This is a genomic window from Micromonospora vulcania (assembly GCF_042658605.1).
Taxonomy (GTDB): Bacteria; Actinomycetota; Actinomycetes; order Mycobacteriales; family Micromonosporaceae; genus Micromonospora; species Micromonospora vulcania.
In genome coordinates, this window is record NZ_JBHSQS010000016.1 from 20,293 (window position 1) to 36,565 (window position 16,273).

19 protein-coding genes are annotated in these 16,273 nt (G+C 72.3%); 15 read left to right on the forward strand and 4 right to left on the reverse strand.

The genetic code is table 11. The features are described from left to right. Positions 1-20 precede the first annotated feature (20 nt). From ACFQGL_RS23560 to crcB, 4 genes are all read left to right on the forward strand, one after another. Positions 21-1,244 carry an MFS transporter gene (locus tag ACFQGL_RS23560; protein WP_377514535.1) on the forward strand — a complete coding sequence of 408 codons (1,224 nt, stop codon included), beginning with the start codon at positions 21-23 and terminating at the stop codon, positions 1,242-1,244. Between the two features lie 141 nt (positions 1,245-1,385). Next, entirely contained in the window at positions 1,386-2,144 is a 759-nt protein-coding gene (locus ACFQGL_RS23565) for a class I SAM-dependent methyltransferase (RefSeq protein ID WP_377514536.1), read from the forward strand. A 260-nt stretch (positions 2,145-2,404) separates the two neighbouring features. Then, the gene (locus ACFQGL_RS23570) at positions 2,405-2,899 is read left to right on the forward strand and encodes a fluoride efflux transporter FluC (RefSeq protein WP_377514537.1); all 495 of its coding nucleotides are present in this window, start codon (positions 2,405-2,407) and stop codon (positions 2,897-2,899) included. Beyond that, positions 2,896-3,258: a fluoride efflux transporter CrcB gene (gene crcB, locus ACFQGL_RS23575; RefSeq protein ID WP_377514538.1), complete on the forward strand. Its 363-nt coding sequence runs from the start codon at positions 2,896-2,898 to the stop codon at positions 3,256-3,258. Before ACFQGL_RS23570 ends, crcB begins: the two co-directional genes overlap by 4 nt. Positions 3,259-3,388: 130 nt before the next feature. On the opposite strand, the gene ACFQGL_RS23580 is transcribed toward crcB, so the two are convergent. Continuing rightward, on the reverse strand, positions 3,389-4,276 hold the full coding sequence (locus tag ACFQGL_RS23580) for an NmrA family NAD(P)-binding protein (RefSeq protein WP_377514539.1): 888 nt from the start codon (positions 4,274-4,276) through the stop codon (positions 3,389-3,391). An 85-nt stretch (positions 4,277-4,361) separates the two neighbouring features. Here ACFQGL_RS23580 and soxR point away from each other — a divergent pair, with 85 nt between their 5' ends. Further along, positions 4,362-4,820 (forward strand): redox-sensitive transcriptional activator SoxR, encoded by a 459-nt coding sequence (gene soxR / locus ACFQGL_RS23585; protein WP_377514540.1) that lies wholly within the window; start codon positions 4,362-4,364, stop codon positions 4,818-4,820. Between the two features lie 140 nt (positions 4,821-4,960). Here the strand turns inward: soxR and ACFQGL_RS23590 are convergent, their stop codons facing one another. After that, the gene (locus ACFQGL_RS23590) at positions 4,961-5,296 is read right to left on the reverse strand and encodes a hypothetical protein (protein ID WP_377514541.1); all 336 of its coding nucleotides are present in this window, start codon (positions 5,294-5,296) and stop codon (positions 4,961-4,963) included. Positions 5,297-5,483: 187 nt separating this feature from the next. Between ACFQGL_RS23590 and ACFQGL_RS23595 the strand changes: the two genes are divergently transcribed. After that, on the forward strand, positions 5,484-6,146 hold the full coding sequence (locus ACFQGL_RS23595) for a hypothetical protein (protein WP_377514542.1): 663 nt from the start codon (positions 5,484-5,486) through the stop codon (positions 6,144-6,146). 24 nt (positions 6,147-6,170) lie between these two features. Here the strand turns inward: ACFQGL_RS23595 and ACFQGL_RS23600 are convergent, their stop codons facing one another. Beyond that, positions 6,171-7,409 carry an MFS transporter gene (locus ACFQGL_RS23600; protein ID WP_377514543.1) on the reverse strand — a complete coding sequence of 413 codons (1,239 nt, stop codon included), beginning with the start codon at positions 7,407-7,409 and terminating at the stop codon, positions 6,171-6,173. Between the two features lie 163 nt (positions 7,410-7,572). On the opposite strand from ACFQGL_RS23600, the gene ACFQGL_RS23605 reads away from it, so the two are divergent. Then, on the forward strand, positions 7,573-8,562 hold the full coding sequence (locus tag ACFQGL_RS23605) for a LacI family DNA-binding transcriptional regulator (protein WP_377514544.1): 990 nt from the start codon (positions 7,573-7,575) through the stop codon (positions 8,560-8,562). Between the two features lie 85 nt (positions 8,563-8,647). Next, on the forward strand, positions 8,648-9,355 hold the full coding sequence (locus ACFQGL_RS23610) for an alpha/beta hydrolase (protein WP_377514545.1): 708 nt from the start codon (positions 8,648-8,650) through the stop codon (positions 9,353-9,355). A gap of 96 nt (positions 9,356-9,451) precedes the next feature. Here ACFQGL_RS23610 and ACFQGL_RS23615 read toward each other — a convergent pair whose 3' ends face one another. Continuing rightward, the gene (locus ACFQGL_RS23615) at positions 9,452-10,576 is read right to left on the reverse strand and encodes an FUSC family protein (protein ID WP_377514546.1); all 1,125 of its coding nucleotides are present in this window, start codon (positions 10,574-10,576) and stop codon (positions 9,452-9,454) included. A gap of 100 nt (positions 10,577-10,676) precedes the next feature. Here ACFQGL_RS23615 and ACFQGL_RS23620 point away from each other — a divergent pair, with 100 nt between their 5' ends. The 7 genes from ACFQGL_RS23620 (at position 10,677) to ACFQGL_RS23650 (ending at position 16,260) form a co-directional block, all read left to right on the forward strand. Then, positions 10,677-11,624: an AraC family transcriptional regulator gene (locus ACFQGL_RS23620; RefSeq protein ID WP_377514547.1), complete on the forward strand. Its 948-nt coding sequence runs from the start codon at positions 10,677-10,679 to the stop codon at positions 11,622-11,624. A gap of 263 nt (positions 11,625-11,887) precedes the next feature. Beyond that, on the forward strand, positions 11,888-12,670 hold the full coding sequence (locus ACFQGL_RS23625) for an LppM family (lipo)protein (protein ID WP_377514548.1): 783 nt from the start codon (positions 11,888-11,890) through the stop codon (positions 12,668-12,670). 145 nt (positions 12,671-12,815) lie between these two features. Further along, entirely contained in the window at positions 12,816-13,160 is a 345-nt protein-coding gene (locus ACFQGL_RS23630; RefSeq protein WP_377514550.1) for a hypothetical protein, read from the forward strand. An 11-nt stretch (positions 13,161-13,171) separates the two neighbouring features. Then, positions 13,172-13,780: a glycine zipper family protein gene (locus ACFQGL_RS23635; protein WP_377514551.1), complete on the forward strand. Its 609-nt coding sequence runs from the start codon at positions 13,172-13,174 to the stop codon at positions 13,778-13,780. After that, on the forward strand, positions 13,777-14,475 hold the full coding sequence (locus ACFQGL_RS23640) for a carboxypeptidase regulatory-like domain-containing protein (protein WP_377514552.1): 699 nt from the start codon (positions 13,777-13,779) through the stop codon (positions 14,473-14,475). Before ACFQGL_RS23635 ends, ACFQGL_RS23640 begins: the two co-directional genes overlap by 4 nt. 23 nt (positions 14,476-14,498) lie before the next feature. Next, complete coding sequence (locus ACFQGL_RS23645; protein WP_377514553.1) at positions 14,499-15,773, forward strand: phage tail sheath family protein; 1,275 nt, start codon at positions 14,499-14,501, stop codon at positions 15,771-15,773. 1 nt (position 15,774) lies between these two features. Continuing rightward, positions 15,775-16,260, forward strand: coding sequence for a phage tail protein (locus ACFQGL_RS23650; protein WP_377514554.1), 486 nt, complete (start codon positions 15,775-15,777; stop codon positions 16,258-16,260). Positions 16,261-16,273: the final 13 nt, after the last annotated feature.

Consider the following 16,273-nt stretch of genomic DNA (forward strand, 5'->3'; position numbering starts at 1 on the left):
CTCTCGCTGATGGGAAGACCATGTCGTCCGTACGCCACAAGTCCCTGCCACCCGGCCTGATCGCCCTGGCCATCGGCGCCTTCGGCATCGGGCTCACCGAGTTCGTGATCATGGGCCTGCTGCCCGAGGTGGCCACCGACTTCGCGGTCACCGAGCCGGTGGCCGGCTGGTTGATCTCCGGCTACGCGCTCAGCGTGGCCGTCGGCGGGGTGGCCCTCACCGCGGCGGTCACCCGGCTGCCGCGCAAGCCGGTCCTGCTCGGCCTGATGGTGCTCTTCATCATCGGCAACCTGCTCTCCGCGGTCGCCGGTGACTACGCCGTGATGCTGGCCGGTCGGATCGTCGCCGCGCTCTGCCACGGCGCGTTCTTCGGCATCGGCGCCGTGGTGGCCGCCGGGCTGGTCGCGCCGGCCCGCCGGGCGGGCGCGATCGCCATGATGTTCGCGGGGCTGACCATCGCGAACGTGCTCGGCGTACCCTTCGGCACTCTCCTCGGCCAGCACTTCGGCTGGCGGTCGACGTTCTGGGCGATCACCGGCATCGGGGTGGTCGCGCTGATCGGGCTGGCGCTGCTCGTCCCCGGTCGCGGCACCGTCGATGCCCAGCGGCCCGCCGGTGGGCTGCGCGGTGAACTGCGGGCCTTCACCCACCCGCAGGTCTGGCTCTCCCTGGTGATCACGATCCTGGGCTTCGGCGGCATGTTCGGGGCGTTCACCTACATCGCCTACACGCTCACCGAGGTCAGCGGCTTCGCCACCAGCACCGTGCCGTGGTTGCTGGTGCTCTTCGGGGTGGGGTTGTTCGTCGGGAACCTGCTCGGTGGACGGGCGGCGGACGTGTCCCTGTCGCGCACCCTGGTCACCGTCCTGGGGGTGCTCACCGTGGTGCTCGTCGGCTTCGCCCTGACCGCGACGAGTCCGGTGCTCACCATCGTCGCGCTGGTGCTGATGGGCGCGTTCGGCTTCGCGACCGTGCCGCCGCTGCAGATGCGGATCATGCGGTACGCCCACGAAGCACCGACCCTCGCCTCCGGGGCGAACATCGCCGCGTTCAACCTCGGCAACGCGCTGGGCGCCTGGGTCGGCGGAGTCACCATCGCCGCCGGGCTCGGCTACACCGCGCCGATCTGGGCCGGCGCCGGAATCACCCTGGCCGGGCTGGTCGTCCTGCTCGGGGCGCTGCGGCTGGCCCACCGAAGCGAGCCGGCGACGGCGGACGCCGAGCTGGTGCGGACGGCGGCCTGACCGTCGCGCAGACGACGGGTCGGGCGCAAGGTACCGCCCGACCCGTCGTCTTTGATCATCGCTCCGCCATCATCTCGCAATTGCAAATTATGTGCAACAAGGTCTGGACACGCGTCTCGGGCCGTAACTAGCCTGACTCCCATGAGTCCTTACATCACGGATCCGTCGGTGTGGCAGGAGAGCTGGGACCGCCAACAGGAGGCGTACCTGCCGGACCGGGAACACCGGTTCACCGCGATGCTCGACGCCGTCGACGCGGTCCTCGACGGCCGACCCCCACGACTGCTCGACCTGGCCGGCGGCACCGGCACCATCTCGCTGCGCGCGCTGGCGCGCTTCCCCACCGCCGAGGTGACCCTGGTCGACCTCGACCCGGCTCTGCTGGCCATCGCCGGCGCCTCGCTGACCGACCGGGCCACCATCGTCACCGCGGACCTCGGCACCCCCGACTGGCTGTCCGCGCTGCCGCACCGCGAGTACGACGCCGTGCTCACCGCCACCGCACTGCACTGGCTGCCCGCCGAGCGGCTCGGGCAGCTCTACCGCGAGGTCCACGACGTGCTGCGGCCGGGCGGCATCCTCGCCAACGCCGACCACATGCCCGACGACACCCTTGCGGAGCTGACCAAACGGCTGATCGCTCGAGCGCAGTCCCGCCGCGCCACCCGGTACGCGGCCGGCGCGGCCGTCTCCTGGTCGCAGTGGTGGGAGCGGGCCGGCGCCGACCCGGTGCTCGGCCCACTGGTCACGCAACGGCACGCCATCTACCCCACCGGCCACAGCCCGGAGTGGAACCCGCCGGTCTCCTGGCACCTGGCCGCGCTCACCACGGCCGGTTTCACCGAGGTCGGCACCCTGTGGCGCGGCGGCGCGGACGCCGCAGTCGTGGCGGTGCGCTGACCCACCAGCCCCCGGCAGTCAAAGCGGGCGCGGTGGGTGCGACGGCCGGCCGTCGCACCCACCGCTTCGGGCCGCCCGGCCGTCGGCGTCGGTGGTCGGCCCGGCGGTCCGCGCTGGCGGCCGTCGCTCCAGCGATATGCTGGCGCCGGAGCCGGTCGGTTCCCGGTGGTGGGGCCCGCCGTCCCGAACGCACCGGGAAAACCGCGAGACCGCTCGCCAACGGTCCCTGCCAGTTGCGCCCGTGCTGGTGGGGAGGACCCTTGTCAGGACCATTCGAGCCCCGGACCGACCCCGACGTCGATCTGCGCGTCCCCGCCGACCGAGGTGAGCTGGCCGCTCGCCCCGCGACGGTGCTCGCCGCGATCGCGGCCGGCGGGGTGCTCGGCTCACTGGCCCGGGCCGGCCTGCAACACGCCGTCCCACACGAGCCGACCGGTTTCCCGTGGGCGACCTTCGGGATCAATCTCACCGGCTGCCTGCTGATCGGCGTACTGATGGCGGCGCTCGGGCATGTTGGCGGCGGGCGCCCGCTGGTCCGGCCGTTCCTCGGGGTCGGCGTGCTTGGCGGGTTCACCACCTTCTCCACCTATGTGGTGGACGTGCAGCAGGCCGTGGTGGCGGGCGCACCAGCCGTTGCGCTGACGTACCTGGCCGCGACGGTGCTCGGGGCGCTGGTCGCGGTCGGGGTCGGTGACGCCGTCACCGCTCGGCTGCTGGGTCGTGTCGCCCGAGCCGACCGGCAGGCCACCCGATGACCGTCCTGCTCATCGCCCTGGGCGCGGCCGTCGGCGCCCCGCTGCGCTATCTCACCGACCGGGCTGTGCAGTCCCGGCACGACTCGGCGTTCCCCTGGGGCACGCTGACCGTCAATGTGGTCGGGTCGCTGCTGCTCGGCGTACTCGTCGCGCTGCCGGCCGGCCCGGCGACCAGCGCGCTGGTCGGCACCGGCTTCTGCGGAGCATTGACCACCTACTCCACCTTCAGTTACGAGACGCTTCGGCTGACCCGGACCGGCAACCGTCTCCTCGCGCTGGCCAACGTACTGGCCAGTGTGGCCGCCGGGCTCGTTGCGGCAACCGTCGGCTACGCCCTGGCCGGGGCCCTGACCGGCTGACCCTGCCAGGGGCACCCGACGGGGTCAGCCGGTCACGGTTGTCGGCCTCGGCCGCGACCAGGGGCAGGATCGCGCCTCCGCCGCTTGGGCCCCGCACCGCGGCCGAGGCGATTTCATCGAGTACGCGTGGTCATCGCGCGGGGGTCCGGCTTCCTAGAACGTGGTCCCAGTCGATGGTGCGGGCCCAATCCGCGTAGCTGTGCCAGGCCACGTCCGGGTATCTCGCGTGCAGTGTTTCGATGTCGACGAAGTCGGTGTTGTCCTCGAACTGCTGGAACATGTCGGCGATTTCATCGCCGGCCCACTGACGGACCTGGTCCAACGGTAGCTGCTGGTACGGGATCTCGCGGCCGAGCACATCGCCGAGGATCCGGGCCGCCTCTTCGCCGGTCACCCGGTCGGAGACGACGTCGATCCGCTCGCCGATGAACCGGTCCGGATGCTCGATGGCGTACACGGCGAGCCCGGCAATGTCCCGGACGGTGACCTGGTCCAGCGGCTTGCTCGCAGTGAGCGGGTTGGCCAGAATGCCGTCGGTGAGGCGGCTGAACCCGACGTTCAATGCGTTCTCCATGAAGTACACCGGCCCAAGGACCGTGGCGCGTACCTGTTGATCCCGCAGGTACGCCTCGACGAGCTGCTTGCTGTCGGCGTGGTCGATGTCAGTACTCACCATCCGGTCGGCACCGCGCACCGAGGAGTAGACCAGGTGCGCGTCGGCCCGAGCCGCGGTGTCCACCAGGAGGCGACCCTGGGCGACCTCCCCTTCCTTGCCGCCCGAACCGAACGGCACGGACAGGCCGAAGATCGCAGCGGCGCCCCTCGTGGCACTGGCGAGCGCCTGCGGGTCGGCCAAATCGCCGGTGACGATCCGTGCCCCAGCGGCGGACAGTGCCACGGCGGCCGGCGACTCCGGCGACCGCACGTAGGCGGAGACGTCATGACCGTGATTGAGCAACAGTTCGGCGACAGCGCCGCCCTGCTTTCCGGTGGCGCCAATGACGAGAACGGTGGTCACAGCAGTTGCTCCTTGATCGCAGCTTGTGGACGACGCCGATTCTCTGGCCTCAACTTTGGTTGAGGGCAAGCGCTAGGGTCTACCGATGCCGAGGGCTCGCACCACATTCCACGAACTCAGCGTCGGGCAGGTCGCCGACCGCAGCGGCGTCGCCATCTCCGCGCTGCACTTCTACGAACGCAAGGGCCTCATCCAGAGCACCCGGACGGCCAGCAACCAACGTCGGTACAGTCGCGACACGCTGCGCCGGGTCGCCTTCATCCGGGCATCCCAGCACGTGGGTATCTCGCTAACGGCGATCCGGGAAGCCCTGGACCAGCTACCCAACGAACGCACCCCGACCCGGGAAGACTGGGCCCGGCTATCCGCAGCCTGGCACACCGAACTCGACGCGCGCATCGCGCAGTTGCAGGCGCTCCAGAACGACCTGACCGAATGCATCGGATGCGGTTGTCTGTCGCTGCGGGCCTGCCATCTGACAAACCCACGCGATGTGCTCGGTCGCGAGGGCCCCGGCGCACGCCGTCTGCCACAGACGCAATAGCCGCCGGCAGCCGCCGATGCGTACGGTCTCCGGCAGGTGCGGACGTCACCGCAGGCGCACGCACGGCCGCTCGCGCCAATCCCGCGACATCCGGACCGACGCAGCGCTCTCGATGCTGCGCTGCCGAGTCTTCGCGCTGGTCAACGGGCGTGGCGCTCCGGGTGGGCTCGACTCCACACCCGCATCCGCTCGGGGTAGCCGGTGCGGCCCGCCTCGTACAGCGGCACGGCGTGCTTACGAGCGATGGTGCCCGCCGCGCGTGGCGTGCCGGTACGGCGACGGATCCATTCGCCGTCGTGGGCGATCGCCACCACCGTCGTGTCCGTGGCGGTGGTCTCCGGCTCCAGGTAGAACTCCACACCCTGGCGGCTCGCGATGAACGCCTCCAGTGCGGCCAGGTCGTCCCGGGTCGCCTCCCGGTCCAGCTTCGTCGGGGTCACCTCAGCGCCCCGCGCCCGCCGATTGAACCAGCTCATGTCGAACCCCCACTCCTCAACACCCCCACCAGTGCACCACCCCAACCTGACAACCCCCTGCACCCCGCCTGCAAACCCGCTGACCCCGGCCAGCCCAGCCCCGCCCCCCGGCCCAGCCCGGCGCGGCCGGGGGCGGGCCGAGGGCAGGGCTGGGGCCACCGGGCCGAGGCCTGGTTAGGGTTGGCGGGTGGTGGATCTCCAGGCGGTGGCGGCTCGGGACAACGCCGTGTGGTGCGGGATCGTCTGCGAGAGCCACGGCCTACAGGGGCTGACCGACGCTGACGCCTGGAGCGTCCCGCGGCGTTCACCGATGTGGTACCCGGATGCGGTCACCCTGCGTCCCGGTGTCGACGTCGCCGCCCTGCTGAGGCGGATCGACGCGGGGCCCGGGGCGTCGGTGAAGGACAGCTTCGCCGATCTCGACCTCGCCGATCATGGATTCCGGGTGCTCTTCGACGCGGAGTGGATCTACCGTGCGCCGACCGATCCGCCGTCGGGTACGCCGCTGAGCCCGGTCACCACGCCCGCGGCACTGGCCGCCTGGGCGGCGGCACACGGCGGCGGGGACCTGTTCCGCCCGGCACTGCTGACCGATGCACGGGTACGGGTGCTGGCCCGCTACGACGACCAGGGCGCGGTGACCGGCGGTGCGGTGGTCAGCGGCGACGGCCCCTGCGGAGTCTCCAACCTCTTCGCCCGCACCGCCGACCCCGGTGACATCTGGCGAGGCGTCCTCGCCACCCTGCCCCAGACACCCCTGGTCGGTTACGAGTCCGAACCAGACCTACCCCCTGCCCGCGAAGCCGGCTTCACCCCAGCCGGACCCCTCCGCGTCTGGCTCCGCGACTGACTGAGGCCGAGGCACCAGGGACGGTTAGGGGTTGTGGGGTTGGCGTAGCACCGGCACCAGGGCCAGTGTCGGCAGCAGGAGCAGCGGCACCACCAGCAGAGCGTGGAGGGTGCCCACCCGGTCGCCGAGCATGCCCAGCAGCGGCGGCCCACCCAGGAACGCGGTGTAGCCGATCACCGCGACCACGCTGACCCGGACCGCCGCGTGCGCCTCCTCGTCGGCCGCGGCACTCATGCCGACCGGGAAGCCCAGCGACGCGCCGAGCCCCCAGAGCGCGACGCCGATGATGGCCACCGGTCCCGAGCCGGCCAGCACGGCCAGGCCCGCGCCGAGCACGGCGAGGCCGATGGTGCCGGAGAGCACCGCCACCCGACCCCATCGGTCCAGCGCGATCGTGCCCGCGGTGCGCCCGACGGTCATGCCGACGACGAAGACACCGAAGACCGCCGCGCCGGCCGCCTCGCTCAGGTGGCGGCCGTCCACGAAGGCGACCGCCAGCCAGTCGTTGGCACTGCCCTCGGTGAACGCTGCCACCAGCACGAACAGGCCGATCAGCAGGGTCCGTGGCTCCCGCCACGCGGCGAGCTGCGCCCGACGACCGGCGGCCGGGCTGGCGTCCTCCGGCCGCTCGGCCGCGTCGGGGGTCGGCTGGGGCAGGAACGCCCGGGAGCCGAGCACGGTGCCGGTCAGCACCACCACCGCCACCACGACGAGGTGCGCGCCGACCGACACGTCGAAGCGGGCCGCCCCGGCGCCGAGCCCCGCGCCAGCCACCGAACCGAGGCTCCAGGCCGCGTGGAAGCGGGGCATGACGGTACGCCCCAGTCGCCGCTCCACCGCCGCGCCTTCGACGTTCATGGAGACGTCACAGGCGCCGGAGCCGTACCCGAAGGCGACCAGTCCCACCGCGACGACGACGATCGAACCGGCCACCGAGGCACCGAGACCGGCCACGGTCAGGCCGACCGCGAGCAGCGCGGTGGCCAGTTTCACGGTACGGGCCGCACCGAGGCGCTGGGCGAGCAGACCGGAGGTGGGCATGGCGAGCAGCGCGCCGACGCTCATCGCCAGCAGCACCAGCCCGAGCCTGCCGGCGGAGAGGTCCAACCCCTCTCGGACGGCCGGCACCCGGGAGAACCAGCTGCCGACGGCCAGCCCGTTGAGGGTGAAGACGACGGCCACGCCGTTGCGCGCGGCCCGCACGGCCGGCGCGGGAACCGGGGCGGTGATCGGGGGTACGGGTGGACTGGCGGCGGCGCTCACAGCGGGTGGTCCTCTTTCCGGGGGGTGATCTCCTGGCACGATCGCACACCTGAGAGCGCTACCACCACAACCGACTACCGCCCCTTACCGACGACGGTTCGGCGGGGGCATGATTCCGAACAGAGGCTTCGTCCGCTCGGACGGTCAGCCGAAGGAGGGGACGATGACCGCAGCGGCACACCGGCCGGCCACTCTGGAGGACGTCGCGCGGATCGCCGGGGTGTCCCGGTCCACCGCGTCAAGGGTGGTCGCCGGGACGGGGTTCGCCTCGCCGGCCGCCCGGGAGCGGGTCGCGGCCGCCGTCGACCACCTCGGCTACGTGCCCAACCCCGCGGCCCGGGCGCTGGTCCGCGGCGACGGCGTACGACTGGTGGTCGCGGTCGCCGGGACCAGCGCGGCGGTGCTGGACGACCCGTACGTGCACCGGGTGGTCGGCTCGGCGGCTCGGGTCTGCACGCCGGCCGGTGTCGGGGTGGCGCTGCACTGGTTGCCGCTGGGCGAGCCGGGCAGCCTGGGCCAACTCGCCCGGGACCGCAGCGTGTGCGGCGTGGTGCTGGTCAACACCACCGCGGAGCTGTTGGACGCCGTACCACGGTCACTGCGCGGTCGGGTGGTCTCGATCGGCATCGGCTCTGCCGACGTGCCCTCCTTCGACGTGGACAATCTCAGTGGCGCCGGCGAGGTGTTGCGTCACCTGTACGCCACGGGTCGCCGCCGGATCGCCATGGTGACCGGGCCCGAGTGGTTGCCGTGCTCGCAGCGCCCGGTGCAGGCGTACCGCCAGCTGATGCGCCAGGCCGGTCTGCCGGAACGGGTGCTGCCGGGGGACTTCACCGCGGCGCGGGGCCGAGCGGCGGCCGGCGAGGCGTTGCGGCGCTGGCCGGACCTCGACGCCGTCTACGCGATCAGCGACGAGACCGCGCTCGGGGTGATCGCGTCGCTGCGCGACAGGGGCGTACGGGTACCCGGTGACGTCGCGGTGGCCGGCTTCGACGACATCCCGCTCGCGGCGATGACCGCCCCGGCGCTGACCACCGCGAGTCACCCGGTGGGTCGGATCGCCGTCGCCGCGGCCACCGCCGTGCTGGACGGCCGCCCGGCCGCGCCGGAGACACTCTTCCCGTCCGCCCTGGTCGTGCGGGACAGCGCCTGACCCGGGCGCGGGCCGGCGGCGGTTAACCCCGGGCGGGCCGGGTAACCGCGGGCGCACACGTCGCCGACAGCGAGGAGCGGTGCCCGTGTCCGACCCCGCGCCGCCGTACCCAGGGCCCACCCAGGAGCCTCGCCCCGGCCGGTTGACCGCCCGTCGCCATCCGCCGGTGCGGCCGGCGCCCGCCGGGCTGGTGCCGCTGACCGGCACCGGCGGTACGCCAATGGCGATGGCGTACGCCCCGGAGCCGACCGCCGACGACGACGCGTACCGGTTGGTGGTTCTGCTGCACGGGGCGGGCGGCAACGCGCGGCAGGGGCTGGACCTGCTGTCACCGGTCGCGGACGCGCACCACCTGCTGCTGCTCGCCCCGCAGGCCGCGGCGAGCAGTTGGGACCTGATCGCCGGAGGCTTCGGGGTCGACGTGCGGCGCATCGACGGGCTGCTGTCCACCGTCTTCGACGGCTATCCGGTACGCGACGTGACGTTCGGCGGCTTCTCCGACGGCGCCTCGTACGCCCTCTCGCTGGGCCTGGCCAACGGCGACCTGGTCGACCGGGTGGTGGCCTTCTCCCCCGGCTTCGCCGCACCGCCGGTCACCAACGGCCAGCCGCGGATCTTCATCTCGCACGGGATCGACGACCCGGTCCTGCCCATCGACGTGTGCAGCCGCCGGCTGGTCCCCCACCTGCGCAGCCTCGCCTACGACGTGACCTACGAAGAGTTCCCCGGCACCCACGAACTCCCCACCCCAATCCGCGACAAAGCAGCCCGCTGGCTGACCACCCCACCCTGACAACCTTGTCGATCATGGCGTTGTGCTGGGCGGTCCGGCCTGCTGCGCCGTTTCTGCCGGGCACCACAAGTCCATGATCGGGGCGGGTCCGGGTGGTCAGGGTGGGGGGAGGACGCCCAGGGCTTCGTCCACGCGGGTGAGGACGGCGTCGTCGTCGGGGTTGACGCCGCGCAGCAGGTCGATCGCCGTGGCCCGGACCTGCCCGATGATCATGGCGAGCGGGAGGGTCTGGGTGGACGAGAAGAGCTGTCCGGCGGTGTGTACGGCGGCCAGCGCGGCCGTCTCCGCACGAGCGGCGTGCCGTTCGGCGGTCTCGTCCTGCCCGTCCAGGTCTGCGGCGAGCGCCGCGCCGGCCTCCCGGACGGCCTCGGCCAGGGATCGCAGCGCGGCACCCAGCTCGGGCGGCACCGTGGTGTGCAGCCGGTTGAGGCTCACCCCGGCGCGGGCGAGCACCCGGACGTTGCGTACCGCGTAGTCGATCTGCCGGATCGACTCGTCCACCGACCGCAGCCGGCCGATGTGTCGGCGTCGGCGCACGTGCAGCCGCAGCGCCTCGCCGGCGGCGAGCACCCCGTCGCGCAGCCTGTCGATCTGGGCGTCCATTGCGCGTGCCTGACCCAGCGCCGCGGCCACCGCGGGTTCGTCCCGACGGCTCAACGCTTCGGCGATCGCGCCGAGCAGCTCGGCCAGCTCGTCGGAGGTACGCCGCACCTCGGTGGCCAGCGGCGCCAGCGGGTGCCGGGCATCGACCAGCAGGCTGACCGCGAGCGCGACCAGGCCGCCGATCAGCGCGTCGATGAAGCGGAACGGCACCAGCGACCCGTCCGGGGGCGCGACGACCACCAGGTAGAGCGCGGAGACCGCAGCCTGCACCAGTGTCACCCCGGTCGCACCGAACGCCACCGCGAGCAGGACGGTGAGCAGGATGACGGTGAACACGGTCCACGTGCTGCCCGGGCCGAGCGCCTGTACCACCAGGTCGGCGACCAGCACCCCGGCGGCGACCCCGAGGATCACCTCGACGGCCCGGCGGATCCGCTGCCCCCGGGCCTGACCGAGAACGATCAGCGCGGCGGCCGGGGCGAAGAACGGCTGCGGATGCCCGAGCAGCCGGGTGGCCAGCAGCCACGCCACGGTCGCCGCGACGGTCGCCTCCAGCACCGGCCGCCAGCCGTGCCGCAACCGTCCCCCGGCCACCCGCAGGCCGTTGAGCCGCGCCATCACCCACCCCCCGTACGCCGCGCCGCACCGTCCAGCCGGTCGACAGTGTCCGCAGCTCGCGGCACCGTCAGCGCCCCTCGCGATCGTCTACCATCGCGCGATGGACCCCCTCACCGGGCTGCTCGACGGTCCCCGAGCCCGGGGCGCGTTCCTACTCCGCTCGGTGCTGGACCCGCCGTACGCGCTGCGGATCGAGGACCGGGCGCCGCTGACCGTGGTGGCCCTGGTCCGTGGCACCGCCTGGCTGGTGCCGGACGACGCCGCTCCCGCGTCACTGCGCCCCGGCGACGTGGCGGTGCTGCGCGGCCCGGACGGTTACCTCGTCGCGGACGACCCGGCCACCCCACCGCAGGTGATCATTCATCCGGGTCAACGCTGCACCACCCTGCGCGGTGCGCCGCTGGCCGAGTCGATGGCGCTGGGGGTACGCACCTGGGGCACCGGTCCGCACGGGTCGACGGTGCTGCTGACCGGCACCTACCAACTGCCCGGCGAGGTGAGCCGGCGGCTGCTCAGCGCGCTGCCAGCACTGTTGGTGGTGCCCGCCGACGAGTGGCGCAGCCCTCTGGTTTCGCTGCTCGCCCAGGAGGTGACCCGGGACGCGCCCGGCCAGGCGGCGGTGCTGGACCGCCTCCTGGACCTGCTGCTGATCGGCGCGCTGCGGACCTGGTTCAACCGTTCGGACGCAGCGCCGGGCTGGTACCGGGCGGCCGGCGATCCGGTGGTCGGCCCGGCCCTACGGCTGGTGCAGAACGACCCGTCCCGACCGTGGACGGTGGCCGTGCTCGCCTCCGAGGTGGGCGTCTCCCGGGCAGTGCTGGCCCGTCGCTTCACCGAGCTGGTCGGCGAGCCACCGATGGCGTACCTGACCGGATGGCGGCTGGCGCTCGCCGCCGACCTGCTGCGCGAGCCGGACGCCACGCTGGGCGCGGTGGCCCGGCGGGTCGGCTACGCCAGCCCGTACGCGCTGAGCACCGCGTTCCGTCGGGTCCGCGGCATCAGCCCGAGTCAGCACCGGTTCGGCGCCGTTGAGCAGCCCGCCGGCTGAGCCTGGGGCTCGTGCAGCCGGCGGAGGTCGTGCTGGCGACGACCGTCGAGCACCTCGTCGCGCGGTACGAAGATCGGGATGCGGCCGTACGGGGGGCGGGTCATTTCGACCACGCTTCTGACCTGCGGCACAACCCCCCAGAATATCCAGCCAACCCGAATTCCACCCTCGGCCGAACATGACAGTGCGCCGGTAAGATCGGCGACTGCGTTGTGACTGATCGCTGACTGCTAGCTGTGAAAGCGATCACACACACTGAGCGCATGAACAGGAGAGTCAACCGCGGTAAGACACTCCGCGCCGCGGTGTGTCTCCTCCTTCTCGCCGCGTTGAGCGGCTGCATGCAACTCAACATGGGGCTCACCGTCAACGCCGACGACACGGTCGACGGGCAGCTCCTGCTGACCGCCCAGAAGAGCCTGCTGAGCGCGCGGAACAAGAACGTTCCGGCCGCCTTCGCGGAGCTGCGCCAGAACATCCCCGCGCTGCCGCCCGGCGAGGAGACCGTCTACGAGGACGCCAAACTCTTCGGCTCCCAGATCAGTTACCGCAAGGCGCCGCTGAAGGGCTTCGACAGCGCGAGCGTCAAACTGGTCCGAGACGGCGATTTCTACCGCTTCACGTTGCCGCTCGACCCAAAGAAATACGGCGGAAAGATAGCGGAACAGAATCCGCAGCAGCAGCAGGCATTCCTCAAGCTGATGTCGTTCGAAATCTCGGTGACATTCCCCGGCCGGGTGATCGACACCAATGGCACGGTCAACGGCCGGTCGGTCAGCTGGAAGGTGGATCCCAACCAGGACAAGCCGACCGAGCTGCGGGCCGTCGCCGAGGCGCCACCCCGCCCCTCCGCCTCACCGGTCGCCGGCGAGGACGAGGGCGGGTTCCCCTGGCTGCTGGTCGCTGGCGGCGGTCTGCTCCTGCTGCTCGTGCTCGCCGCGGTGGGCGTACTCCTGCTGCGACGCCGCCGCCCGACGGCGCCGGCCGCGGCCGCGCCGGGCCCGACCTCGCCGGGCCCGCCCGCCGGCACACCCGGGCCCGGCTGACCCACCTGGTGGCCGGCCCCGCCGGCCACGTCCGGCCCCGGCGCCCCGCGACGACGGCGACCGGCACCGGTGCTCCCGCCGGGAGCACCGGACCTCCCCACCACCTCATTCCGGTCGCACCTCGCAGAATCGAAGGGGGATCGCCATGAACGATCTCTTCACCTGGACCGCCCTGGGCACCATCGCCGGCGCGAGCGCCGCCACCCTGCTGGCCGCCAACGTCATCGGCGGGCTCATCGGCCCCAGCGGCGACAAGGCCCGCAAGTGGATCGCCATCGGCGTCGCGCTCGTGCTGTCCTACCTGACCGCAGCGTTCGCCGACGAGGCCGGCGGCGAGAAGTGGATCATCGCGTTCTTCAACGCGCTGGTCATCTTCTCGGCCGCCCTCGGCATCAACCAGTTCCCTCCCGGCAACCGGCAGCCCACCCAGGCGTCGCCTACCCAGGTCGCCGCGGGTCGTGAGCCTCGCATCCTGCGCTCCTGGGTCTGAGGGGTGACGTCATGATCTTCGGAATCATCAGCGCGGCGGTGCAGATCGCCTTCGGCGCCCTGGTCGGCCTCCTGGCCGGCGGTCCGGTCGGCCTGCTCGTCGGCGCCGTCCTGGGCCTGCTCGTCGGCGGGGTCTTCGGCTGGGCGGTGGCCTCGGCCGGGGTCTACGGCTCGGATGCCCGCGGCGTCCTGCTCTTCATCGTCGACCACACCTGGAGCCTGCTCAACACATTCGTCGGGGCCATCTACCTGGCCGTGCACCTGATCTTCGGGCACTCGCTGGACCGGCCCACCTCGCTGGGCAGCGGCCGGGTCAGCGTGGTGGAAGGGGTCTCACCCCGCTACGCCACCACCATCGGCACCGTCTGCGCGGGCTCCAGCTCGGGCATCCAGCGGCACGAGGACGTGCACATCTTCCAGGGACGCCTGCTCGGTCCGCTCTACATCCCGCTGGTGCTGGCGAACTACGTGCTGTTCACCATCGCACCGGTGTGGCTGCTCTACCACGACCACACCAACGCGCCGATCAACCGCTTCACCCGCTACTTCGAGATCGGCGTCTACCCGCACGTCTGGAACGAGGCCATCGCGTACCGGATCCAGGGGACGCCGCCGCGATGAGCAACGACGGGCGCGGTCCGATCGAGACGGCCACCGCCGAGTTGGCAGCCTGGCTGACCAGCGCGGCGGGGGCACCCGTCCCGGTCGGCCCGCCCCGGACCGACGACGACACCGCTGGGCTCACCCTCTGGCCGATGGATCTGCGCCCGGCCCGACAGACCCGCTCCAGCGGGGCGGTCCGCGAGCCATACCGGTTCACCGTCCGCTACCTGCTCTGCGTGACCGGGCCGGCCGGGCTGCCCGTCCTGGACCGGGTTCTGACCGCCGCGACCCGCGAGGGCAGCTACCCGGTGGTGTTGGAGGCGGGCGACGCGGCACTGTGGACCGCCTTCGGCGTCGCGCCCCGCCCGGCGCTGTTGATCGACGTACCGGCCCAGGTGGACCACCCGACCCCGGCCGCGCCGCCGGTGCTGCAACCGCTGCGGCTGCGGCAGCTCACGATGCGTACGCTCGCCGGCCGCGTCGTCGGCCCCGAGGACCAGCCGCTGGCCCAGATGCGGGTCGAACTGCCCGGCATGGCGTCCGCCACCCGCACCGACCCCGACGGCCGGTTCCTGATCGTCGGTGTCCCGCACGACCCGGAGCACCCGGGCCCGGTCCGGCTCCGGCTGACCGGGCGCGGCCTCGTGCTCACCGCCGAGGTCGACCCTGCCGACCACGACATCGTCATCGTCTGCGCGCCACCGACCCACTGACGCTCACCCGCACAGGAGGACCGATGCCCAGCTACTTCTCCCCCGGCATCTATGTCGAGGAGGTCCCCAGCGGCGCACGCCCGATCGGACCGGCGAGCACCAGCATCGCCGCGTTCGTCGGCGTCGCACCGGACCGCAACGCCCAACTGGGCAGAGCGGTGCCGGTCAACAACTGGACCGAGTTCCTGCGGCTCTTCGCCGGCGGGGAGGAGACGGAGAGCACCCCGCTGGCCCGGGCGGTCTTCGGCTTCCTGGACAACGGAGGCGCCCGCTGCTGGGTGGTCAACGTCGGCGAGGGCGGCGCGATCACCGGCACCGGGCAACGGCGCGGTGGCCTGCAACTGCTGGAGGCGGTCGACGAGATCTCCATCATCGCCGCACCCGGGTTCCACGACGTGGTGGCCCACGAGGCGCTGCTGAGCATGGCCGAGCGCACCCGCACCATGGTGGCGATCTGCGACCCAGCGCCGGACATCGAGGACATCTCCGCGCTGACCCGGGTCGCCACGCCGTCCTCCGGCAAACCGCCCAAGCCCAGCGACGCCCCGGCCAGCGGCTCGGGCGGGTCCGGAGGTTCGGGCGGGTCCGGGGGCTCGGCCGGGCCGGGCGGCTCCGGCGGCCACGAGGGGGCCGCGTTCCGGCCCCGCCAGTCCGAGTTCGGCACCTTCTACTACCCCTGGATACGGGTACGCGACCCGATCAGCGGGGAGTTGGAACTCACCCCGCCGAGCGGGCACCTGGCCGGCATCTGGGCCCGCACCGACGCCCTGCGGGGCGTACACAAGGCACCGGCCAACGAGCCGGTACGCGGCGCGGTCGACCTGGGCTACCTGGTCACCCGACCGGAGCACGACGTGCTCAACCCCAAGGGCGTCAACGTGATCCGCTACTTCGCCGGCGAGGGCATCCGGGTCTGGGGCGCTCGTACGCTCGCCGCCGAGGCCAGCGAGTGGCGCTACCTCAACGTCCGCCGGCTCAGCATCGCCATCGAGCAGGCGATCGCCAACGGCACCCGGTGGATGGTCTTCGAGCCCAACGACTTCACCCTGTGGCGCTCGATCCGGCGGGACATCGGGGCGTTCCTGACCCGGGTGTGGCGCGACGGTGCGCTGCTCGGACGCAACCCGGAGGAGGCGTTCTTCGTCAAGTGCGACGAGGAGACCAACCCGGTGGAGGTTCGCGACGCGGGCATGGTGATCGCCCACATCGGCATCGCCGTGGTCAAGCCCGCCGAATTCGTGGTGTTCAAGCTGAGCCAGTGGGCCGGCGGCACCGAGACCGAGACGATCGGAGGCTGACATGCCGCCCACCACAGCCACCCCTCAGCCCGGCGCCCCGGTTGACCCGTACCGGGCCTACAACTTCCGGCTGCTCATCAACGGCGTCACCAACGGTCACTTCACCGAGATGAGTGGGCTGGAGGTGAACATCCCCGGTCAGCCGTACCGGGAGCACGGCCTGGGCCGGATGCGGATGGTCCCGGGCCAGGCCGAGTACGAGCCGGTGACGCTGCACTTCGGGCTCACCGCGTCCCGCGAACTGTGGGACTGGGTGAACGCCACCGCCCAGGGCACGCTCAACCGCCGCAACGTCTCGGTGGTGCTGCTGGACTCCGTGGGCACCGCCGAGGTGCTGCGCTGGAACCTGATCGACGCCTGGCCCACCCGGTGGCGCGGGGCGCACCTCAACACACTCAGCCACGAGATCGCCATAGCGTCGCTGACCCTGCGCTACGAGGGCCTGGAGCTGGAGTCCGGCGGTGCCACCGCGCCGACTCCCGCGTAGCTGGCTGGCGGGG